This window comes from Streptomyces kebangsaanensis (genome assembly GCF_001906585.1).
Taxonomy (GTDB): domain Bacteria; phylum Actinomycetota; class Actinomycetes; order Streptomycetales; family Streptomycetaceae; genus Streptomyces; species Streptomyces kebangsaanensis.
The window spans coordinates 5487-27353 of sequence record NZ_JUJA01000163.1; the positions used below are offsets into that span (position 1 = coordinate 5487).

Sequence of the window (21867 nt, forward strand, 5' to 3'; positions counted from 1 at the left end):
GCTGTTCTACGACGAGGCCGGCTACGCGGGCCTGTCGGACACCGCCCGCTACTACATCGGCGGCATCCTCAAGCACGCCCCGGCGCTGCTGGCCTTCACCAACCCGACGGTGAACTCGTACCACCGCCTGGTGCCGGGCTTCGAGGCCCCGGTGAACCTGGTGTACTCGCAGCGCAACCGCTCCGCCGCGATGCGCATCCCGATCACCGGCTCCAACCCGAAGGCCAAGCGCGTGGAGTTCCGCGCCCCGGACGCCTCCGGCAACCCGTACCTGGCCTTCGCGTCGCTGCTGCTGGCCGGTCTGGACGGCATCAAGAACAAGATCGAGCCGGCCGAGCCGATCGACAAGGACCTGTACGAGCTGGCGCCCGAGGAGCACGCCAACGTCGCCCAGGTCCCGACCTCGCTGGAGGCCGTCCTCCGGGCTCTGGAGGAGGACCACGAGTTCCTGCTCCAGGGCGATGTGTTCACGCCCGACCTGATCGAGACGTGGGTCGACCTCAAGCGCACGACCGAGATCGCCCCGCTGCAGCTGCGTCCGCACCCGCACGAGTTCGAGCTGTACTTCGACGTCTAGAGCGCGGCACCCGGGCAGCCGGGATGCGCAGGGCCGAGGGCCGCCACCCGTGACGCACGGGTGGCGGCCCTCGGCCGTACCGCGTTCAGCGGACTACGATCACGACCGGGCTGTTGTAGCCGTAGCCGTAGCCGTAGGGGAGGAAGCCTCCACGGCCGAAGCCGCCGCAGTAGCCGGACCACCAGCCGCCGTAGTAGCAGCCGCCGCCATGACCGACACTGGTGGAGACATGGGCCGGGGTCGCTGCCGAGGCCGTGCCCGCCGCACCGATGGCGGCGCCACCGGCCAGCAGAACACCGGCTGCGGACATCGCGAAGAGACGCCTCGCACGTTGTGCTTTCATGGAATACCTTCCTTTCCACCCTCCCGTACGGCGTTCGCGCACAGGCCGGATGGCCGCGGCCGCAGCGGGAAAGGTACGGCGACGCGGTCGTAGGTGTTGCCGCCTGCTGAGCGCGGCCTTCACCAAAAAAGGCTAGACGTGTGCCGTTCGCGCGGCATCTCGGAGACGGAGGGCGGGAGTCGGCGGCACGCGGCCTCGAAAGGTGAACGGGGATGACGGGGACGTCCGGGCAGGACGACTGGGAGCGCGAGTTCGATCACCGGTGGGCGAACGCCGCCGAGCACAAGGAGCCCTCCGCCCGGGCCCGTATGCTCGCCGCCCGCTGGAAGGACGACCCGCCGGGCCCGGTCCCGTTCCGCGCAGGCCCGGACCCGGTCGCACCGCGCCGCTCGTCGTGGATGTCCACCGTCGTGGTGCTCGGCTGCGTCGCCGCGGTGATCGTGCTCCTCGGCTACGCCCGGACGCACGCCTGGCGCTGAGGGGCGCCGAGGCCGCACGGGGCCGGGGCCTTTGCCGCTCCTGGGTCCGCACGGGACCACTGCATGGGCATCCGCAGGTGCACACTGGATGGCGGGACGAGTGCCTGACTGTGCCGAGTGCCTGACTGTGCGGGGTGATGCAAGATGCAGAGCCGCTTCCGGAGCGACCGACGGCTGACCGTGCGCATGGGGATCACGCTGTTCCTGCTCGGACTGCTGTACGTGGCGTTCGTGGCCGCGCTGATCGTGCTGCTGAAGTCCTGGGTGCTGGTCGTGGTGGTCGCGGCGGCCGCCCTCGCCGCCCAGTACTGGTTCTCCGACCGGATCGCGCTGTACGCGATGCACGGCCGGGTGGTGGAGCGGGAGGAGTATCCCGAGCTGCACGCGGTGGTCGACCGGCTGTGCGCCATCGCGGACATGCCCAAGCCGGTGGTCGCCGTGTCCAACATGGACATGCCGAACGCGTTCGCGACGGGACGGAACCCGGACAACGCGGTGGTGTGCGTGACGACCGGGCTGCTCCGGCGCCTGGAGACCTCGGAGCTGGAGGGCGTGCTCGCGCACGAGCTGTCCCACGTGGCGCACAAGGACGTCGCCGTGATCACGGTCGCCTCCTTCCTCGGCGTGATCGCGGGACTGGTCGTACGGTTCGCCTTCTACTCGGAGCTCTTCGGCGGGCGGGGCCGCAAGGACCAGAACACCCTGGCCGTGTTCGCCATGGTGATGGGCGTCTCGGCGGCGGTGTACGCGATCAGCTTCCTCCTCATCCGGGCCCTGTCCAGGTACCGGGAGCTGGCCGCGGACCGGGCGGCGGCGCTGCTGACCGGACGGCCCTCGGCACTGGCGTCCGCGCTGACCAAGGTCACGGGCGACATCGCGAGGATCCCGTCCGAGGACCTGCGCACCGCACAGGCCTTCAACGCCTTCTACTTCACTCCGGCGCTGGGCTCCGACCCCGGTGTCGCCCGGCTCTTCTCCACCCACCCGAGCCTGGAGCAGCGGCTGGAGCAGCTGGGCCGGATCTCCGCCGAGCTGGGTGAGGCCGCGGCGCCGGGGAAGGCGGGCTGAGGATGGGACTCCTGGACATCCTGCTCGGCCGTTCGAAACCCGCCCTGCCCGACCTGGACCAGCTGTTCGCACTGCCGTCGGCGGCCATCACGCTGCAGGCGGCGGCCGGCTTCACCCCGACCGGGCAGGGCGCAGTGTGCTTCGCCACGGTCGAGGGCGCGGCCTTCGAGCAGGCCCACCGCGAGGTCCAGGCCCTCCTGGACGCCGACGCCGGCCGCTCCGGCCCGCCCGTGGAACTCTCCCAGGACTCCTACGGCTACTCCTGGCTGGTCTCCCGCCGCACCCCGGACCAGCTGCCGGACCTGGTCAACGACCTGCACGCCGTGAACAGCGCGATGGAGGTCAACGGCTTCGGCCCCCAGCTGCTGTGCTCCCTGGTCGGCTTCCACGACGACACCGGCCGCCGCCTGGCGCTGGTGTACCTGTACAAGCGAGGAGCCTTCTACCCCTTCGCCCCGCTCCCCGGCCAGGCCCAGCGCCGCGACAACGCGCTCGAACTCCAGATGAAGGCCCTCCTGGCGAACGACCTGCGCGTCGAACAGGACCTGAGCCGCTGGTTCCCGGTGTGGGGCGCCCCCGGCCTGTAATCCCAGCGATCCGTGCGGGCGCTGTGAGTGAATGACCGGATGAGTGAACTCTCCTCCTTCGGTCACGACCATGACGGCGAACGGCTCAGCGGAGTGTACGGCGACGGCGGCGGCGATGACGGCGCCCGCGACCGGCCCGGCGTCGTCCTGCTGCACGGCGCGGGCACCAGCGGCAAGGAGCGGCTGCTGCCGCTGCTCGCCGAGTTCACCGCCCGCGGCTGCCGCGGTGTCGCGTTCGACTTCTCGGGGCACGGCGACAGCACCGGCGCGCTGCGGGAGCTGAGCCTGCGCCGGCGGTTCGAGCAGGCGGTCACCGTGATCGACGAACGGCTGCCCGCGGGCAGCCCGCTGGTCCTGGTCGGATTCAGCATGAGCGGCCAGACCGTGGCCGACCTGGCTCGGCACTACGGGGAGCGGGTCGTGGCGCTGGGCCTGTGCGCGCCGGCCGTCTACGCCGGTGAGGCGTGGGACGTGCCGTTCGGCACGGGCGACGGGCGGTTCAGCGAGATCATCCGCCGCCCCGGCAGCTGGCGTACGGCCCCCGCGCTCGACGTGCTGCGCGCCTACGAGGGCCGGGCGGTGCTCGCGGTGCCCGGCACGGACGCCGTCATCCCGCCCGCCGTCACCGAGGCCGTCCAGGAGGCGCTGAGCGCCCGCGCCCAGTTCACCCGCCTGGAACTCCCCGACGCCGGACACGCGCTGGGGCTGTGGTTCCACGACCGCCCGGACGACCGGCGGGGCTTCGTGGACGCGGTGCTGACGGGGCTGGGCGAGGGCGGCTGGACGGCGACGAGGGCATGGGTGGCCAAGCAGCTGCCGCAGGGCCGCACCGTACGCGGCACCGCCCTGCTGCGGGGCGGCTGGAGCTCGCAGATGCGCGCGCTCACGCTCGACGACGGCACCGGCCTGGTGCTGCGGACCTTCGTGAAGCCCTTCTTCCGGCGCCACGCGCCCGGACTGCTCACCCGTGAGGCCGCCGTCCTGGCGCTGCTGGCCGGCCGGGACGGCATCCCGGTGCCCGCGCCGGTCGCCGTCGACGCCACGGCCGAGCACTGCGACCACCCCTCCCTGCTGATGTCCGTGCTCCCGGGCCGGGTACGGGTCGACGAGGAGGACCTGGCGGCGCGTACGGACCTGCTGGCGGCACAGCTCGTGCGGATCCACGGTGTCGTGCCGGACGAGCGCCCGCGGCGGTACCAGGCGTGGACGTCACCGGAGCGGGTGCGCGCCCGGCCGGGGGCGCTGTGGGAACGCGCGGTGGACGTGCTCCGCCGAGAGCCCCCGTCGTACGAGGGCTGCTTCCTGCACCGTGACTTCCACCCCGGGAACGTGCTGTTCACCGGTGCGGGTGACGATCTGCGGATCAGCGGCGTCGTCGACTGGGTGGAGACCTCCTGGGGCCCCGCCGACCTGGACGTGGCCCACTGCTCGACGGCGCTCGCGCTGCTGCACGGCCCCGGGCACGGCCTGCGTTTCCGGGACCGCTACGAGGCCCACGGCGGGCGGCCGCTCGCCGACGGCCCCGACCACCTGTACTGGCGGCTGCTCGACGCCCTGTCCTACGCCCCCGACGCGGCCAAGCTCGCCGGTCCCTGGCGCGAGCTGGGGCGGACCGACCTCACCGAGGAGGTGCTGGGCGACCGGCTGGAGGCGTACGTGCGCGGGCTGCTGGAGCGCCACGGCTGACATGGACCCGGTGGCGGGGGCCGGATGTCGGTGGTGTCGGGGAGGATGCAGTCAGGACGACTACGGGTGGAGGTCCGATGGGTGGGAAGCCGCGGTACGTCGGGGTGGCGGAGCGACGGGCGAGGCTGGCGTGGCGGCACCGGCTGGCCGGCGGGGCGGGGGCGGCGACGCCGGAGGAGGTCGCCCAGTCGCTGGTGGCGTTGCACGGGACGGATCCGGCGACCGTGTACCTGGGGGTGGGCGCCCGGCTGGCGGAGCCGGGCGGGACGGTGCCGGCCACGGAGCGCGCGCTGTACGAGGACCGCACGCTGGTGCGCATGCACGGCATGCGGCACACCGTGTTCGTCTTCCCCGCCGGGCTGACCGCCGTGGTGCACGCCTCGACCGGTCTCGCCGTCGCCGCCAGGGCGCGGGCCGCGCTGATCAAGGACATGGCCAAGGCCGGTGCGCCGGACGCGACGTGGCTGAAGGAGGTCGAGGAGTCGACGCTGGCCGCGCTGGCCCGCCGCGGACAGGCCACGGCGGCCGAACTCGCCCAGGACGAACCCCGGTTGCGGGAGCAGTTCGTGTACGCGGCCGGGAAGAGCTACGAGGGCGTGCACACGGTCTCGTCCCGGCTGCTGCGCCTGCTGGGCGTGGAGGGCAAGGTGGTGCGGGGCCGGCCGCTCGGGTCCTGGACGTCCTCGCAGTTCCGCTGGGCCCTCGCCCCCGAGCATCCCGGACTGGAGGTCGCCGCCGCCCAGACCGGTCTGCTGCGCCGCTGGCTGGCGTCCTGCGGCCCGGCGACCGAGGCCGACCTGAAGTGGTGGACGGGGTGGCGGGTGACGGACGTACGGCGGGCGCTGGCCGCGGCGGGGGCGCGGGAGGTGAGGGTCGACGAGGGCACGGCGTACGTCGCCGAGGACGACGTCGACCCGGTGGCCGGGCCGGCCGAGCCGTGGGCGGCGCTGCTGCCGGCCCTCGACCCCACGGCGATGGGCTGGCAGCAGCGGGACTGGTACCTGCCGCCGGAGCTGTGGCCCTCCTTGTTCGACCGCAGCGGCAACGTGGGGCCGACGGTGTGGTGGAACGGCCGGGTGGTCGGCGCCTGGGCCCAGCGCCCCGACGGCGAGATCGTCTGGCGGATCCTGGACCGGGAGGGGGCGGGCGCGGAGGCGGACGCGGCGATCGCCCGGCAGGCGGAGGGCCTGCGGGGCCTACTGGGCCCGACGAGGGTCACACCGCGCTTCCGGACGCCGCTGGAGAAGGAGCTGGCGGCATAGCGCAGGACTCGCCGGGCACCCCGCGGGGCGCCCGGCGGTCCCGGCTCAGCGCGAGTACCGCATCAGCGCCCGCACCATGTGGCACGTCGTGTCCGACGGCGGGTGGACGCCGATGAGTTCCGCGGCGCTGCGGATGGTCTCGTCGCGGGCCTGGTTCGGCAGGTAGACGCCCGAGTCGAGCAGGGCGATGGCGAGGCGCATCGCCTTCAGGCGGCGGTTGTGGGTGACGTACCACTCGCGCGGACGCCCCGCCGGCAACGGCCGCTTCTGCACGGGCTCGTAGGGCAGGTCGAGCAGGACGGGACGCTTCGCGGTGGACTGGGTCGGCAGCGGCTTCGGCTTCAGTGCGGCAGCGGGCACAGGCATCCTCCTGTCGCGTGGGGAGCGCCGTGGAAGGACCCGGCGGCACTCTCGAACACTGCTTCCAGTCTACTGCCCGGCACTGACATCCAGGGGGTTCGCGGAACCCGTAAATGCGCAGGTGAGCCGATCAATTGGCGTCCTGTCACAGCAGTTCCGCAAGATGCCCGCGAGGCTGCAGAAATTCGAACAACCCCGTCCGCTCGACGGACGGGGGCCTCATGCGGCCGGCGGCTGGACGTAGTCCTCCAGGCGCGCCACGGTGAACCCTTGTTCCTGTATGCGCTTGAGCAGGTTGGCGAACATCTCCGTCATCGTGGTGCCCTTGAGCTCCTCGGGTCCGCGGAAGTGGGCGAGGATGATGTCGCCGGGGCGCAGTTTCCTGTCCGCCGCCTGGTACTGCATGTTGGTGATCTGCATGGATTCCCGCCACCAGACGATCGCGCGGGGCCCGCACTCCCCCACCGCGGTCCTGGTGTCGGCGTTGTACGCGCCGTAGGGCGGGCGGAACAGCAGGGGTGCGGTGCCGTACTGCTCGGTGAGGACCTTCTGGTTGCCGCACACCTCTTCCCTCTGGCGGGTCAGGGGGACGGTGTTCATGGCGGGGTGGTGCAGCGTGTGGTTCTGGATGTGGTTGCCCAGCGCCTGCAGGTGCTTGAAGTACGTGTAGTCCGATTTGATGGCGTCGTCGGTCAGGAACATGGTGATCGGTATCCGCAGGTCCCGCATCATCGCTATGAACTCCGGGTCCTTCTCCGCTCCGTCGTCGACGGTGATGAAGACGACCTTCTGCGAGGTCGGTATGCGCGAGATGACCGGGACGGCGCCGGTGGCGGAGAGCTTGACGGGCCTGTCGGCCGGGGGCCCGGGGGGTGCGGGCAGCGGTTTCAGGCCCCACCTGTGCCAGTTGGCGCCGACGTCCGGCGTGGCGGTGGGAGTGCCTGTGGGGGCGGCTCGCTGCGTGGTGGGGACGGAGCCGACCCGGCCGCCCCCGTCCTCGCCCGCGCTCCCGCCCCCGGCACAGCCACCGACTGCCAGGGCCAGCGCGACCCCGCCCGCCAGCGATCCGTGGAACTTCCGCCTGTTGTGCCGCTTCACCGTGCCGGTCTCCCTGTGACTGCCGTGCCGTCCTTGGTCCACAGGAACGTTACGCAGTCGGGCGGGAGGGGCTTTCGATGGCTACCGTGGGCGCATGGAGATCTGGATCAATCCGGCCTGTTCCAAGTGCCGCGGCGCGATCAGCCTGCTCGACGCCGAGGGCGCCGACTACACCGTCCGCCGCTATCTGGAGGACGTGCCGACCGAGGAGGAGATCCGGGAGGTGCTCGAACGGCTCGGGCTGGAGCCGTGGGACATCACCCGGACGCAGGAGGCCGCCGCGAAGGAGCTCGGGGTGAGGGAGTGGCCGCGGGACGCCGACGCGCGTGACCGCTGGATCGCGGCACTGGCCGGGCATCCCCGGCTGATCCAGCGGCCGATCATCACGGCCGACGACGGCACGGCGGTGGTGGCGCGGACGGAGGAGGCGGTGCGGGAGGCGCTGGGGCGGAAGTAGGCCCTTGCCCATCCGAATGTGACGCAGGTTACGTCGACCGGCTCCCGCGACCGCTGAGTAACCTCGTTCGGCATCCCGTACATAGCGGCGTACGCTCCCCTACCTCTTGGAGGAGGCGCGCATGTCGCGCAGGAGAACTCTCAGCACGAAGAAGAAGATCGCACTGCTGGTCAGCGCCGCGGCGGTGGCGGGAGGCGGGGCCTTCGCCATGGCGGCCACGTCCAACGCCTCACAGCCGGACAGCGCGCGCACCCTGTCCGCCGGGGACTCGACGGTCTGTCAGGGGCTCTCCACCGCCCTCGGCAACAACCAGAAGTTCATCGATGACCAGCGGGCCAACCCGGACGCGCTGTCCGAGGCGCGGATCGCCAACCGCGAGGCGGTCATCGAGGAGATCAAGCGCAAGCAGGCCGCGTCCGGCTGCACGGTGGGGGAGTCGGCTCAGGACTCCCAGGCCGGGCAGCAGGCGCAGGACGGCCAGCAGAACGGCCAGCAGGCTGGTGAACAGGCCGGCGGTCAGGCGGGCGAGCAGGCCGGCGACGCGGGGAACGCGGGCGGTGGCGCCGCGGCGTCCGGCCAGCAGGTGTGCCAGGGCTCCACCGTCACGCTCTCCGGCGAGGGCGGTGCGCCGGCGGCGTCCAGCAACCAGTTCCCGGCGGGTACGACGCTGAAGGTCACCAACCTGGACAACAACAAGTCCACCACGGTGAAGGTCACCTCCGTCTCCGGCAGCTGCGTCCTGCTCAACAACACGGCCTTCGAGGAGGTCCGCGAGCCCGGCAAGTTCCTGATCCGCCGCGCGCTGATCGAAAAGGTGGGGTGACGCTCACCCCGGCAGCGTCCAGACAGGCCATCGGACCGGCGACCGTACGGGGGGACCGCCGGCCCGGTGGCCCGGGCTTGTGCCGGGAAGCCGGGAAAGCGTCCAAGCAGCGGAAGGGGGCTCCTGCCGGGGCGCGGGGTCTGCTTCAATGAGGGCATGACCGGCCTTCAGAAGCGCATCGCGACGGGTCGCCATGACCTCGAGCCCTTCTGGCCTTCACGTCAGCACCACGACTTCGACCGGGTGTGTTGCCGCACGCGGAGCGCGCCGGCCCTGTAGAGCCGTACATTCCGGCCTCCGGCCCGCGCGGAACGACGTACGTCCCTCGGCGCGCCCGCTCACGAACTCGCGGCCGTCGATTCTCCGGCGAACCTCTCGCGCGAAAGAGCTGACGTCTCATGGCGACCACCCGTTCTCTGACCCCCGCCTCCTCCCCCTCCCTCTCCCCCGCCCCGCACCGGCTGCGCGGCGTGGAGCGGGACACGACCCCGGACGTCGCGGACCTGCTGCCGCCGGGCTCCACCTGGCTGCCGGCTCCGCGGCACGCCCTGCCCACGCTGCCGGGCAGGCCGCCGATGGTCGGCTATCTGGTGCTGGTGCCCGCGGACCAGCAGTCCCCGTTCCCGCCGGTGACGGTGCCCGAGCGGCCGGAGGCCGGTGAGGCCGCCGACGGGGGCGGCGACCCGCCCGTCCGCATCGACACCGCACGGCGCACCGCCGAGGTGGCCGGGCGCGAACTCGACCTCACCTACCTGGAGTTCGAGCTGCTGGCACACCTCGTCGCGCACCCGCACCGCGTCCACACCCGTGACCACCTGGTCACCACGGTCTGGGGCTACGGCCACGTGGGCGACGGCCGCACCGTCGACGTCCACATCGCCCGCCTGCGCCGCAAGCTGGGCGCCGAGCACCGCACGGCGATCCGGACGGTACGCCGCGTGGGCTACAAGTACGTTCCGCCGGCCGGGAGTTGATCCTCTGCCGACAGCAGATCACTGTTCCCTCCCCCGGCTCCGGCGGGCACAGTCACCCGTATGAGACTTCTGGTGCTGGGTGGTACGGAGTTCGTCGGGCGGGCCGTGGCCGAGACGGCGGCCGGGCGCGGCTGGGACGTGACGGTTTTCAACCGGGGGCGGAACGCGCCCGTCCCCGGGACGCGGTCCCTGCGCGGCGACCGCACCGCGCCCGACGGGCTCGCGGCGCTCACGGACGGCACGTGGGACGCGGTCGTCGACACCTGGTCGGCCGCGCCCCGCGCGGTCCGGGAGGCGGCGCGGCTGCTGCGGGGGCGCGCCGGACGGTACGTGTACGTGTCGAGCCGCTCCGTCTACGCCTACCCCCCGGCGGGCAGGCTCACCGAGGAGGCGTCGCTGGTCGAGGACGCCTCGGCCGACGCCGAGCAGACCGAGTACGCGCGGGACAAACGGGGCGGCGAACTGGCCGCCGTCGATGCCTTCGGCGCGGACCGCTCCCTGCTGGTGCGGGCCGGGCTGATCCTCGGCCCGTACGAGAACGTCGGCCGGCTGCCCTGGTGGCTGACCCGGATCGCCCGCGGCGGCCCGGTCCTGGCGCCCGGCCCGCGCGAGCTGCCTCTGCAGTACATCGACGTGCGCGACCTCGCCGAGTGGATCCTCGGAGCGGTGGAGCGAGGGCTCGGCGGTCCGTACAACCTGGTGAGCCCGCCCGGGCACACGACGATGGGCGAGTTCCTCGAGGCGTGCGTCCGCGCCACCGGCACGGACGCACGGCTGCACTGGACCGACCCGGAGGCCGTCCTCGGTGCCGGGATCGATCCGTGGGTCCAGCTGCCGGTGTGGGTGCCGCCGGGCGGCGAGATGTACGACGCCCTGCACCGCGCGGACGTCTCGCGAGCGCTGGAGGCGGGGCTGGTGTGCCGGCCGGTCGGCGAGACCGTGTCCGACACCTGGACGTGGCTGCAGGACATCGGCGGCATGGCCCCGCAGCGCCCGGACCGGTCGTTCAAGGGACTCGATCCGGCGCTGGAGGCGAGGGTGCTCGGAGCGGCCGGCCACTGACCACTGCAGGTGAGGTCAGAGCAACTAGCTGTGTAAAAACGGCAGTTGAAACGTGTTCGGTCAAAGAATCCCGCATCAATTCGTGAGTCGGTTGAACACTCCTGGGACCGCGTCCGTATGGAAGGGAGCCGCTTCACTCCTGTCGGGCGCCTCGATGCTGCCCCGCAAGGAAGTCAGAGGAGTTCCATGGGACGCAACACACGAAAACGCCGTATGCCGCTGGCCGCCAAGGTCGTAGCCGGGACGGCGGCCCTAGCGCTCGGTGGGGGCGGGCTGGTCTGGGCGAACTACAACGCTTCCGCGCACGAGTCGAAGAACAACGCGTGGGGCAGCCAGACGAAGGCCGCGAGCGCACAGGTCGCGACGATCTCGTGCCCGGACATCGGCCAGAGACTCACCGACGTGCCGCAGCAGGCCCGCGGGGAGGTCGATGGCGAACTCGCCACGCTCGACCGCCAGATCACCGAGGCCTACCAGCGCCTGGCGACCACACGGGACGCCCAGGCCAGGGACGCGAGTTTCGTCCAGAACTCCATTCTGGGCCCGCTGAAGGACCGGCGGAAGGTGATCATCGACCGGATCAAGCTGGAGATCAACCGGGCGGGTGGCAACGCCCCCGGCGACCTGGACAATCTCACCAACTGCACCGGCACCCCCGCGGACCAGACGACCGTGGGCGGCGGCCAGGACGGCCAGGACGGTCAGGACGGCCAGAACGGCCAGGACGGCCAGAACGACGGCGGCCAGCAGGGCGACAACAACGGCGGCCAGGACAACGGCGGTCAGGACAACGGTGGCCAGGACAACGGTGGCCAGCAGGGCGACAACGGCCAGGGGGGCATCGGCGGTCAGGCCGGCAACGGCCCGGTCGCGGCGGACTTCGTGGACATCACCACGGTCCAGCCCAACGTCCCGCCGAAGCCGCGCAAGAAGCGCAACGCCTCGACCGGTACGTTCACCACGGTCTGCGGTGTGAACGCCAACGGGAACCACAACACCGACAACGTGATCGTGGCGCCCGGCGTGAAGAACGGCGCGCACCACCTGCACGACTACGTCGGCAACCAGAAGATCGACGCGTTCGCCAGCAACGACACGTTCCTGCAGGGCGGCACCAGCTGCCAGAACAAGGACGACCTGTCGTCGTACTACTGGCCGGTGGTCCGCGTCCAGGACGGTTCGCAGGCCTTCGACCAGAACGCGGACGGCGGTGGCAAGGAGGGCAACGTCGGCCGGATCCTGAAGCCGCTCCAGGCCCAGATCAAGTACGTCGGCAGCCCGACCGGCAAGGTCGTCGCGATGCCGCAGTTCCTGCGCATCATCACCGGTGACGCCAAGACCACGACCAACGGTCTGGCGAACGCCAACGCGCACTGGAGCTGCACCGGCTTCGAGAACAAGGTCCAGCTGACGGAGCAGTACCCGATCTGTCCGCAGGGCAGCAAGATGGTCCGTACGTTCGCCTTCCAGAGCTGCTGGGACGGGCAGAACATCGACAGCGCCAACCACCGTACGCACATCGACTTCGCCGACGCCAACGGCAACTGCAAGAACGGCTTCAAGCGGATCCCGCAGCTGACGATGCGTCTGGTCTACGACGTGCCGCGGCCGACCATCGAGAACGGCGTGGTGACGAACGCCTACGCGGTGGACGGCTTCCCGGAGCAGCTCCACAAGGCGCACACCGACCACGACGACTTCATCAACATCACGCAGAACGGCCTGGCGAACAAGATCGCCAACTGCGTCAACTCGGGCCGGAACTGCCGGTGACACGACCGGACCGGTGACCTACTGAAGAAGGCCGGCGGCGGGATCTCCCGCCGCCGGCCTTCGCCGTGTGCGCGCCCCGCGTGCGGGGCTCAGCCGCCGTGGGCGCTGTGGTCGGTGCCGACCTCCACGTCGCCGCCGAGGGTGCCGCGCAGCGCGGTCACCACGCTGTTGTCGCCGACGGCGACCCACTTGCGGCCGACGAGGTAGAAACCGCCGTAGTCCTTGGCGTCGTTCATCCACTCGCGCTGGCCGCGGTCGGTGGAGAAGGTCGCGAGGACGAACTTGCCGGTGGCGTTGGTGCAGATCGCCTGCCGGATCGTGTCGGCGTCGGTCTGCATGTCCGGCTCGCACTCCACCTCGGCGGCCAGGCTCTCCAGGCTGCCGGTCGCCGTCGGCGGCACCTTCGCCTCCCCGCCGCTCCCGGAGCCGCACCCCGCCAGCGCCAGCACCGCCGCGGCCCCGGCCACCGCAAGTATCGGTCGAGTCACCTTCATCGAGATTCCTTTGTGAATACCCCCACCTTCAGGTGGGGAGGGAACAAAGCCCTGCGGAGCAGGGCAGGAAAAAGCGATGCGCCACCAGGGCGGATCGCCGTCCGCCATCCGCAGCCCACAAGTTGACGTGATGCTTTGTGAGACATGGCGGGCAGTCAAGTGAAGCGGGCGTTCAAGTACCGCTTCTATCCGACCGATGCGCAGGCAGCCGAGCTGTCGCGCACGTTCGGATGCGTGCGCAAGGTCTACAACCTGGCGCTCGCCGCCCGCACCGAGGCGTGGGCGCGGCAGGAGCGGGTCAACTACAACCAGACGTCGGCGATGCTGACGGAGTGGAAGAAGACCGAGGAACTGGCGTATCTCAACGAGGTGTCCTCCGTCCCGCTCCAGCAGGCGCTGCGGCACCTGCAGGCGGCGTTCGCCGGCTTCTTCGGCAAGCGGGCCAGGTACCCGCGCTTCAAGTCGCGCAAGAAGTCGCGAAAGTCCGCTGAGTACACCACCTCGGCGTTCCGGTACCGGGACGGGGAGCTGACCCTGGCGAAGATGGACCAGCCGCTGGACATCGTCTGGTCCCGGCCGCTGCCCGAGGGTGCGGTGCCGTCGACAGTGACCGTCTCGCAGGACAGCGCCGGGCGCTGGTTCGTGTCGATGCTGTGCGAGGACCCGAGCGTGCGGCCGCTTCCGGCCACGAACACGGCGGTCGGGATCGACATGGGCCTGGACCACCTGCTGACCCTCTCGACGGGCGAGAAGATCGCCAACCCCCGGCACGAACGCAAGGACCGCGCCCGCCTCGCCCGGGCTCAGCGGGAGCTGTCCCGCAAGGCCCAGGGTGAGGGCGCCAACCGGGCCAAGGCACGCCGCAAGGTCGCCCGGATCCACGCCCGGATCACCGACCGCAGGCGTGACCACCTGCACAAACTCACCACTCGGCTCGTGCGTGAAAACCAAACGCTCGTGATCGAGGACCTGACCGTGCGCAACATGGTCAGGAACCGGAGCCTGGCCCGCGCCATCAGTGACGCGGCGTGGTCTCAGTTCCGGAGCCTTCTGGAGTACAAGGCCGCCTGGTACGGGCGGGACGTGATCGCCGTCGACCGGTGGTTCCCCTCCTCCAAGCTCTGCTCCCACTGCGGCATCCTCCAGCCGGAGATGCCGCTCAGCGTTCGCACCTGGACGTGCGCCTGCGGAACGACCCATGACCGGGACGAGAACGCGGCGAAGAACCTCCTGGCCGCCGGGCTGGCGGTGTCGGTCTGTGGAGCCGGTGTAAGACCTCAACGGAGAACTCCGGGCGGGCAGTCGGCAACAAAGCAGAAAACCTCACAGCGCGAGCCGTGAGAATCCCTTTCCTTCGGGAAGGGGAGAAGTCAACTGTTCCTCCGGTCGCCTTCCGGCACTGTCGTTCCTGGCGGCATGTCACAAGCAGGCCGTAGAGCCCCCAGGCAGGAGCCCACCCTATATACGGCCCAGAAGCGCACCATGCTCAATCCGGTGGCCCGCGACGGCACGCGCGTGCGAAAGTGAGCCGGTGAACCAGGACTGGGAAGACCGTGTGGCCGCCGCCTGGGCCCGCTTCGACGACTGCTCCGAGGACGAGGCCCCCGCGTTCCGGGCGGTGATCGACGCCCTTGTCGCCGAGCTGCCGGACGGCAGCCCGCTCGGCCCGTTCGAGCGGGCCTGCGCCTGGGACTCCACCGGCCGCTCGGACCGGGCCGTGCCGCTGTACCGGGAGGCGCTGGCCCTCGGGCTGGGCGGCTACCGGGGCCGCCGGGCGAAGATCCAGCTGGCCAGCTCGCTGCGGAACATCGGGGAACCGGAGGAGGGCGTCAAGCTGCTCACGCCCGAACTGGACGCGCCACCGGACGAGTTGGACGACGCGGTCCGGGCGTGTCTGGCCCTGTGCCTGTCCGGTCTCGGCCGCGACCGCGAGGGACTGTCCCTCGTCCTCGGCGCCCTCGCGCCCCACCTGCCCCGGTACCAGCGGTCGATGGCGAACTACGCCCGACTGCTGGTCGAGCCGGAGGACTGAATCCACAAGGCGACGGTGACCAACGGGCGGCCGGCTCGTTTGGCTGGGCGTGCAGTCACAGGATGTCGCCCCGCGTCACTCGTCCTCCTCCGGACCGGTCGTCGACGTCGAGCGGGCCGAGGCCGCGCTCGTCGAGCACTACCCACGGCTGGTCCGGCTCGCGTACCTGGTGCTGCCGCCGGGGCTCGGACGGCAGCGGCGGGTGCTGAGCGCGCACGCACTCGTGCAGCGGACGCTGCCGCGCGGGCGGTCGGCGTCCGGGGTCCCGGTCCACCCGGGCGGCCGCGAGACCGACCCGGGGTACGCCTTCGTACGGCTCCAGGTGCTGCGTACGGCGCTGGAGGCGGGCCGGCCGCTGAGGCGTACGGTGTGGCCCAAACGCGCCCAGCTGCCGCCGCTGCTGCCCACGGTGTGGGGCCTGCGGCTGTTCCCGCGCTCGGGCGGCGCCGACGAACTCGCCCTGGACCAGCGGCTGGCGTCCCTGTCCGGACCGGCCCGCGCCGCCTATGTGCTGCGCGGCCTGGAACGGCTCCCGGACCCCGTCGTGCACGAACTGCTGACGGCCGCGGGCGTGACCGACCCCGGTGCCGCGCTGCGCCAGGCCGACCGCGTGCCCGGCCACTACGCGCTGCTGGAGTCCCCCGAGTTCGACCCCTGCTCGCTGCAGGTCCGCCCCACCGACCTGATGCGGCGCAGGCAGCACAGCAGGGCCGCGCTCGCCGGTGCCGCGGCCCTCGCCGTGTGCGGCACCCTCGTCGCCCTGCCCCACGGCGGCTGGGGTCCCGACGGTGCCGCCGCCCCGGTGTACGCGAAGAACCCCTCCGCCGAGGCCGCGCTCGACCCGGCCAGGCTGACGAAGGTCTCCCCCACCGCCTGGCGGGCCTCCGCGCGCCTGGGCTTCTCCGTGTGGCCGGCGCGCGGCAGCCGCACCGGCGACACGGCCCTGCTGCGCCGCGCACTCGCCGTCTGGGCCCGCCCCGGCGAGTCCGTCCGGGTCTCCGTGACGCCCGGCACCCCCTCCGGCGGCCCCGCCGGACCACCCCAACTGCTCTACGCCGGCGACGTCGACAACGCGCGCGTGGTGATCTTCTACGACGGTCTGCGCATCGCCCGCTACGCCGAGCCGAAGGGCTCCACGGCCCAGGTCGCCCTGGACTTCGCCCGTGTCGACGGCGCCACCGGCGCGGAGGCCGCCGCGGTGGTGCTCGGCCGCTCCGACGGCAACGTCCGCTATCTGACGGCGCCCTGGGTGACCGGGGCGGCCGGGCGGGACCTGCTCAGGCCCGACTCCGAGGCCACCGACCTCGGTCTGAAGGACGGCGTCGCCCGGCCGCTGGCCGGCCCGGCCCGGAAGACCGGCCCCTGCACCTCGTGGAACGCGCTGCAGCTGACCGACGACTCCGGTACGCACCTGCTGAGCGACCTGGGGGAACTGGTCCCCGCCCGCCTCACCACCGGCAGCCCCGCCGACCCCCAGGAGGCGGCGGACGAGTCGGGGCGCCGCGCCTGGGCGCCGTTCGCCTGCTCGCTGGGCGCCGTGCGCGCACAGGGCGTACGGTCGGTCAACGCCTGGCAGTACGCCGGGCAGCCGCTGCCCGACGACAGCGGCACGGCCGAATGGGTGTGCACCCGCGCCGAGACCTGGCGCGGCACCGGCCCCCGGGTGCTGGCCCAGTTCCGCACCCCCGGCGGGAAGTACGGCACGGCCGTGGCCAGGGCCGAGGACGTGTCCGCGTGCGGCGCCCGCGATCCGCACGTGCTGGCCGGGGTGCTGTGGAAGTCGGAGGCCGGCACCTGGTACCTGCTCGCGGCCGGCACCGAGGACACCGCGTCGATCAGCGTGACGGGCGGCGTCCGCGCGACCTCCGAGAGCCACCTGCTCGCCGTACGGATCCGGCAGGGCGCCAGTGCGGACCTCACCGGGACACTGGACGACGGCACGCCCATCGGCGTACTGCGCCAGAGGTGAACACCGCGATCGGTCCGGTCCGTTCGCGGCCGGATTCGATCGGTAAGGTGTTCGTATGACTACCGGGGTTCGCCGCAGAATGGGAGTCGAGGAGCGACGGCAGCAGTTGATCGGCGTCGCCCTCGAACTGTTCAGCCGCCGCTCTCCCGACGATGTCTCCATCGACGAGATAGCGTCCGCGGCGGGCATCTCCCGCCCGCTGGTCTACCACTACTTCCCCGGCAAACTCAGCCTGTACGAAGCCGCGTTGAAGCGTGCCTCGGAGGATCTGGCGGGCCGGTTCGCGGAGCCGCACGAGGGCCCGCTGGGGGCGCGGCTGCTGCGGGTGATGCGCCGCTTCTTCGACTTCGTGGACGATCACGGTCCCGGTTTCTCGGCCCTGATGCGCGGCGGCCCGGCTGTCGGCTCCTCGACGACCAACGCGCTCATCGACTCCGTACGGCAGGCCGCGTACGACCAGATCCTGTCGCACCTGCGGGTCGAGGACCCGCCCGCGCGCCTGGAACTGGTCGTCCGCTCGTGGATCTCGCTCGCCGAGTCGACGGCGCTGATCTGGCTGGACGGCCGGCGCATCCCGCGCGCCGAGCTGGAGAAGCAGCTCGTGCACGACTTCGGCGCGCTCGCGGCCGTCAGCGCCGCCCACGACGAGGAGATGGGCACCCTGCTGCGCCGCGCCTTCAAGGACGAGCCGGGCGACGGCCCCTTCGGTGACCTGATCGCCCGGCTCGTGAACCTCGCTTCCTAGTGCCGCGGACGTGCTTGCGGATCAGCCGGCCCGGGTGGTCAGGATCTGCGATGCCTCGGCAGCGCTCGACAGCACCTCTTCGAGGATGTGGTCAGCACGCCGCTCGTCGATGCGGAACTGCGGTCCGGCCACCGACAAGGCGGCCACCACCGTGTCCGCGATCGTGATCGGTGCCGCCACGGCCCATACGCCTTCGTCGACTTCGGCCGAGCTCTTCGACCAGCCCTGCGCGGTGATGGCGGCGATCTCCGCCAGGACCGCCTCCCGTTCCGGCTGCGGCGGGGACGGGTGGAGCCGCTCGAAATAGCGTTGCGCCCAGCACTCGCCCATGGCCGCGAGGAGGACCTTCGGCCCCGCCCCGCGGTACAGGCTCATGATCTGGCCGGGGGTGAAGGACAGCCGGATGGGGTTGTCGGTCTGGCTCATCTCTACGCAGGTGGCGTGGTCGCCGACCCGCCGGATCACCAGTGCCGCTTCGCCGGTGGCCTGCGTGAGCCGCTCGACCAGCGGGCGCAGGGTCTTGGCGACCTGCAGGCCCTTCTCCGCGCTTCGGGCCAGCAGGAGGATCCTCGGCGAGAGGACGTAGGTGCCGTCTCCGTTGTCCTCGACGAGGTCCATCTCCCGCAGCAGGGACAGGAAGCGGTAGGCGGAGGGAAGGGAGATGTCGACCTCCCTGGCGATCTCCTCCACGTTCAGCCCCGGCCGCTCCTCGGAGAACAGCAGGAGGATCTTGAGGACTCGTCTGGCGCTGTCCACGCCCGGGGTTCGGCCTCGGGACTCCGATGTGCCTTTCACGCTTCGCTTCCTCATGTTCTGGATGTCAGCAGGGTGGCGGGCCGGCCCGGGTCCGCGGACCGGCCCGCTGCGTCAGGCGGAGAAGGTGCCGACTGTCCTGTTCTGCTCGATGACGTTGTCCCCGTACGCGGCCAGGAACTCCTCCCGTGTGGGTTCTCCGGAGACGGAGGTGTCAAGCGCGTACAGCCAGAAATAGTAGTGGTGGGTGCCGTGTCCCGCGGGGGGTTGAGGACCTGTGTAGGCCTTCTGCCCGATCCCGTTGGGGCCCTCGCGCCAGGTGCCCCGCGCCTGGCCTCCGACGGTCTTGGCGGCGGGGTCGATGCCGTAGACGACCCAGTGGGTGAAGCCGTTGGGCAGCGGGGCGTCGGGGTCGTTCACGATCAGCGCGAGTTCGACCGTGCCCTCGGGCACCCCGCTGATCTCCAGCTCCGGCACCACGTTGCCGTGGTCGGCGGCGTACCGGTCCGGGATGCGCTCTCCTGTGTCGAAGTCACGGGCCTTGATCGCAAGGTCCTTGATGTTCAGTGGCATGGTCCTCAACTTCACAACTGGTGGGAACGGACGGTCGGTGGCGCACGCTCGGTCGCGTGCTCAGCCGACCTGCTCGAGCATTCGAACGATCTCGTCGGACACGATGTCCGGGGCTTCCTCGGGCACGTAGTGGTCGGCGCCCGGGACGGTGACGGCGCGGAAGTCCGGGCGCAGGTCGGCGGTGGCCGCGAACGCCCGCTCCGACACGATCCCGCTGTGCTCGCCGCGGACCAGGGTGACCGGCACCCCGATGTCCCGGGCGGCACCGTCGAAGTCCGTCCTGAGGCCCTCGACGGTGCCCACCATGGCCCCGGGGTCGGCCAGCGGCCGGTGGGCCTCCCCCTCCCGGACGTACCCGTAGGCGACCCGGCGCCGTACGGCGTCGGCGGGCATGAGGGGGTAGCGGGCCCGCAGGTACTCCTCGATCTCGCCGGCCGAGGCGAAGGTGCAGTCCCCGCCGCGCACCCGGGTCTCCAGTTCGTCCAGGACTTCGGGTTCGACGAACGGGGTGTAGTCCACCGCCACGACGCCCGCGACCAGGTCCGGCCGCTGCGCGCCGACGACCACGGAGTTGCGGGCTCCCAGCGAGTGGCCGGCCAGGATCACCGGGCCGCATCCCAGCGCCTCGATCAGCGCCGTGACGTCACCGCAGTACTCGGCCGCGCCGTAGCCGGAGGCGGGCTTGGAACTGCGGCCGTGACCGCGCTGGTCGACGGCGACGGTCCTGACGCCGTCGCCGAGCCGGTCCACGACCGCGTCCCACACCCCGAGGTTCGCCGTGGTGCCGTGGAGCAGGACGACTGCCCGCCCTGCTCCGCGGTCGCGCAGGCACAGTTCGACCTCTCCCGCGCGGATGTGCCGAAGGCCGTTCAGCATGCTCGCCTCCTCCTGGGCGCCGGTGGTCATGCCGGTCAGACCGGCTTGATCTCGGACAGCACTTTGCGCGTGGCGACGAGGCCGCGGATGATGTCGGCCCGCTTGGCGTCCACCTCGCCCTCGCCGTAGGTGTACATGCCCTCTCCGGTCTTCATGCCCAGCTTCTTCCGGCCGGTCAGCTCGGTGATCCGGGTGGAGACACCGGACTCGTTCGACAGGTCGTGGTTGAGGTAGCCCGCCACCGACTCGTAGATGTCGAGCCCGGCCATGTCCAGCAGGCGCATCGGCCCGATGACGGCGAGCTTGTAGCCGATGCCCCACTTGATGCAGGTGTCCAGGTCCCGCTGGGAGACCACGCCCTGTTCGACGAGGGACAGGCACTCGCGCAGGATCGCGTACAGTACCCGGTTCTCGACGAACCCGGGCACCTCCTTCTCGACGACCGCCTCGTAGCCGAAGGCCTTGACGATGCCGATGAGCCTGTCCTGCACCGCGTCGGTGGTGTGCTCGCCCTTGATCACCTCGATCATGGGGATCAGGTGGGGCGGGTTGGACCAGTGCATGCCGATCAGCCGCTCGGGGCGGGCCATCTCCTCGGCCATGTCCGAGATCGGGATGCCGGAGGTGTTGGTGGCGATGATGACGTCGTCGCCGACGACCGCCTCGACCTGCTCCAGCAGGGTCTTCTTCAGCTCGATCCTCTCCGGGATCGCCTCGATCACCAGCTCGGTGCCGTCGAGCGCCTTGGCCTGGTCGAGTTCGAAGGTGACCGAGCCGCCGGGCACCGTCGGGGCGTCCAGCTCGTCGAGCGTCGCGCTCGCGCCCGCGGCCACCTTCTCCGCCCGGGCGAGGACCTCCTCGCTGATGTCGTTGAGGCGGACCTGGGAGCCGTGGCGTGCGAGCAGCGCGGCGATGCCCGGTCCCATGCTCCCCGCGCCGATGACGGTGGCGACCTTGGGAATGCTCATGAGTGTTCCTTCTTCCTCTCAGTGGTCTGCTTGCGGTGGCGGCGCGCTCGCGGCGGTGACGCGCCGCCACCCGTGAAGAGCGCGGGGGGGTGTCAGGCGCGGCCCTCGTGGGCGTCGAGCGTGCGGTTGAAGTACATCCAGTAGTTCTGCCGGGCCCGCTCGGGGTAGATCCTGCGGTTCTTCTCGACGGTCTCGTCGGGGTCCGGCCGGTCGTGTTCGAGGCCGGAGGAGGCCAGGTCGAGCTGGAACTTCGCCGCCTTCTCCAGGAAGATCCCGGACAGCAGCGCGTCCTTGACGTCGGCGCCGACGAACGAGGCACCGTGGTTGGCCTGCAGGACCGCGTAGGCGGATCCGAGGGTTTGGGCGAGTTCCTTGCCGAGCTCCTGCGTGGTGATGATGTGGCTGGTGGAGTCGAAGCGGGGGACCCCGTGGTCGGCGAACCACACGCCGTGGTTGTTGTACGGGCCCAGCTCGGCCCTGGTGGCGCCGAAGACGGTCGCGTAGTGGGGGTGCGAGTGCCCGACCACGTTGACGTCGGGGCGGGCGAGCATGATCTCGGTGTGCAGCGGCCACTCCAGGTGGCGCAGCCCCTGCCCCTCCAGGACGTTGCCGTCGAAGTCGATGAGGATGAAGTCCGCCGTGGTGACCTCGCGCAGCGCCAGGTTGCCGCGCTTGAGCCAGATGCCGCGCCCGAAGGGGTCGCGGTAGGACAGGTGGCCCATCGACATGTCGCCGTGGCCTTCGAGCTCCAGGATCCGGTGGGCCCGGGCGAGGTGGTGGAGGACGTTCTCGATCGAGTCGTCCTGGTGGTACAGGCTGTCGCTGTCCGACACGTGGAACCCTTTCACGATCAGTGGTGGTGTGCTGTCCGGGCGCCCGCCGCGGCGGGCGCCCGGACAGCACACCAC

At 71.4% G+C, this 21867-nt stretch carries 23 protein-coding genes and 1 pseudogene; 15 read left to right on the forward strand and 9 right to left on the reverse strand.

Annotated features, from left to right (window positions below):
* Window positions 1–577, forward strand: a pseudogene (locus RH94_RS45115) (glutamine synthetase); the annotation flags it as partial.
* An 85-nt stretch (window positions 578–662) separates the two neighbouring features.
* On the opposite strand, the gene RH94_RS31710 reads toward RH94_RS45115, so the two are convergent.
* Window positions 663–920, reverse strand: a complete 258-nt coding sequence (locus RH94_RS31710; protein ID WP_073951788.1) for a hypothetical protein — start codon at window positions 918–920, stop codon at window positions 663–665.
* A 212-nt stretch (window positions 921–1132) separates the two neighbouring features.
* Between RH94_RS31710 and RH94_RS31715 the strand changes: the two genes are divergently transcribed.
* The 5 genes from RH94_RS31715 (at window position 1133) to RH94_RS31735 (ending at window position 6002) form a co-directional block, all read left to right on the forward strand.
* Window positions 1133–1399: an SCO2583/SCO2584 N-terminal domain-containing protein gene (locus RH94_RS31715; RefSeq protein WP_073951789.1), complete on the forward strand. Its 267-nt coding sequence runs from the start codon at window positions 1133–1135 to the stop codon at window positions 1397–1399.
* Between the two features lie 144 nt (window positions 1400–1543).
* Window positions 1544–2467 (forward strand): zinc metalloprotease HtpX, encoded by a 924-nt coding sequence (gene htpX, locus RH94_RS31720; protein WP_073951790.1) that lies wholly within the window; start codon window positions 1544–1546, stop codon window positions 2465–2467.
* Between the two features lie 2 nt (window positions 2468–2469).
* The gene (pspAB, locus tag RH94_RS31725; protein WP_073951791.1) at window positions 2470–3054 is read left to right on the forward strand and encodes a PspA-associated protein PspAB; all 585 of its coding nucleotides are present in this window, start codon (window positions 2470–2472) and stop codon (window positions 3052–3054) included.
* A 39-nt stretch (window positions 3055–3093) separates the two neighbouring features.
* Window positions 3094–4740: an alpha/beta fold hydrolase gene (locus tag RH94_RS31730; protein WP_073951792.1), complete on the forward strand. Its 1647-nt coding sequence runs from the start codon at window positions 3094–3096 to the stop codon at window positions 4738–4740.
* A gap of 77 nt (window positions 4741–4817) precedes the next feature.
* Window positions 4818–6002 carry a winged helix DNA-binding domain-containing protein gene (locus RH94_RS31735; protein ID WP_073951793.1) on the forward strand — a complete coding sequence of 395 codons (1185 nt, stop codon included), beginning with the start codon at window positions 4818–4820 and terminating at the stop codon, window positions 6000–6002.
* Between the two features lie 45 nt (window positions 6003–6047).
* Here RH94_RS31735 and RH94_RS31740 read toward each other — a convergent pair whose 3' ends face one another.
* Entirely contained in the window at window positions 6048–6362 is a 315-nt protein-coding gene (locus tag RH94_RS31740; protein ID WP_073951794.1) for a hypothetical protein, read from the reverse strand.
* A 219-nt stretch (window positions 6363–6581) separates the two neighbouring features.
* On the reverse strand, window positions 6582–7460 hold the full coding sequence (locus tag RH94_RS31745) for a polysaccharide deacetylase family protein (RefSeq protein ID WP_073951795.1): 879 nt from the start codon (window positions 7458–7460) through the stop codon (window positions 6582–6584).
* Window positions 7461–7554: 94 nt separating this feature from the next.
* On the opposite strand from RH94_RS31745, the gene RH94_RS31750 reads away from it, so the two are divergent.
* The 5 genes from RH94_RS31750 (at window position 7555) to RH94_RS31770 (ending at window position 12549) form a co-directional block, all read left to right on the forward strand.
* The gene (locus tag RH94_RS31750) at window positions 7555–7917 is read left to right on the forward strand and encodes an ArsC/Spx/MgsR family protein (protein ID WP_073951796.1); all 363 of its coding nucleotides are present in this window, start codon (window positions 7555–7557) and stop codon (window positions 7915–7917) included.
* Window positions 7918–8038: 121 nt separating this feature from the next.
* A complete protein-coding gene (locus RH94_RS31755) occupies window positions 8039–8740 on the forward strand; it encodes an RlpA-like double-psi beta-barrel domain-containing protein (protein WP_073951798.1) in 702 nt (233 codons plus the stop codon).
* Window positions 8741–9138: 398 nt separating this feature from the next.
* Window positions 9139–9714 (forward strand): winged helix-turn-helix domain-containing protein, encoded by a 576-nt coding sequence (locus RH94_RS31760; RefSeq protein WP_073951799.1) that lies wholly within the window; start codon window positions 9139–9141, stop codon window positions 9712–9714.
* A 60-nt stretch (window positions 9715–9774) separates the two neighbouring features.
* Complete coding sequence (locus RH94_RS31765; protein ID WP_199881107.1) at window positions 9775–10776, forward strand: NAD-dependent epimerase/dehydratase family protein; 1002 nt, start codon at window positions 9775–9777, stop codon at window positions 10774–10776.
* A 186-nt stretch (window positions 10777–10962) separates the two neighbouring features.
* Window positions 10963–12549, forward strand: coding sequence for a DUF1996 domain-containing protein (locus RH94_RS31770; RefSeq protein ID WP_073951801.1), 1587 nt, complete (start codon window positions 10963–10965; stop codon window positions 12547–12549).
* An 89-nt stretch (window positions 12550–12638) separates the two neighbouring features.
* Here the strand turns inward: RH94_RS31770 and RH94_RS31775 are convergent, their stop codons facing one another.
* On the reverse strand, window positions 12639–13043 hold the full coding sequence (locus RH94_RS31775; protein ID WP_107428880.1) for a hypothetical protein: 405 nt from the start codon (window positions 13041–13043) through the stop codon (window positions 12639–12641).
* Window positions 13044–13187: 144 nt separating this feature from the next.
* On the opposite strand from RH94_RS31775, the gene RH94_RS31780 reads away from it, so the two are divergent.
* From RH94_RS31780 to RH94_RS31795, 4 genes are all read left to right on the forward strand, one after another.
* Window positions 13188–14384 (forward strand): RNA-guided endonuclease InsQ/TnpB family protein, encoded by a 1197-nt coding sequence (locus RH94_RS31780; RefSeq protein WP_073951804.1) that lies wholly within the window; start codon window positions 13188–13190, stop codon window positions 14382–14384.
* A gap of 190 nt (window positions 14385–14574) precedes the next feature.
* Window positions 14575–15075, forward strand: coding sequence for a tetratricopeptide repeat protein (locus RH94_RS31785; protein ID WP_199881108.1), 501 nt, complete (start codon window positions 14575–14577; stop codon window positions 15073–15075).
* A gap of 49 nt (window positions 15076–15124) precedes the next feature.
* Window positions 15125–17044 (forward strand): hypothetical protein, encoded by a 1920-nt coding sequence (locus RH94_RS31790; RefSeq protein ID WP_073951806.1) that lies wholly within the window; start codon window positions 15125–15127, stop codon window positions 17042–17044.
* Window positions 17045–17099: 55 nt separating this feature from the next.
* Window positions 17100–17789 carry a TetR/AcrR family transcriptional regulator gene (locus tag RH94_RS31795; protein ID WP_107428881.1) on the forward strand — a complete coding sequence of 230 codons (690 nt, stop codon included), beginning with the start codon at window positions 17100–17102 and terminating at the stop codon, window positions 17787–17789.
* 21 nt (window positions 17790–17810) lie between these two features.
* On the opposite strand, the gene RH94_RS31800 is transcribed toward RH94_RS31795, so the two are convergent.
* The 5 genes from RH94_RS31800 to RH94_RS31820 all read right to left on the reverse strand — a co-directional run.
* Window positions 17811–18584 (reverse strand): IclR family transcriptional regulator, encoded by a 774-nt coding sequence (locus RH94_RS31800; protein WP_234426169.1) that lies wholly within the window; start codon window positions 18582–18584, stop codon window positions 17811–17813.
* A 72-nt stretch (window positions 18585–18656) separates the two neighbouring features.
* Window positions 18657–19115 carry a YbhB/YbcL family Raf kinase inhibitor-like protein gene (locus tag RH94_RS31805; protein ID WP_073951809.1) on the reverse strand — a complete coding sequence of 153 codons (459 nt, stop codon included), beginning with the start codon at window positions 19113–19115 and terminating at the stop codon, window positions 18657–18659.
* Between the two features lie 60 nt (window positions 19116–19175).
* A complete protein-coding gene (locus RH94_RS31810) occupies window positions 19176–19991 on the reverse strand; it encodes an alpha/beta fold hydrolase (RefSeq protein ID WP_073951994.1) in 816 nt (271 codons plus the stop codon).
* Between the two features lie 35 nt (window positions 19992–20026).
* On the reverse strand, window positions 20027–20959 hold the full coding sequence (locus RH94_RS31815) for a 3-hydroxyacyl-CoA dehydrogenase NAD-binding domain-containing protein (RefSeq protein ID WP_073951810.1): 933 nt from the start codon (window positions 20957–20959) through the stop codon (window positions 20027–20029).
* Window positions 20960–21051: 92 nt separating this feature from the next.
* Window positions 21052–21867: class II aldolase/adducin family protein (locus RH94_RS31820; RefSeq protein WP_234426170.1), on the reverse strand; the 816-nt coding region annotated here is incomplete at its 5' end.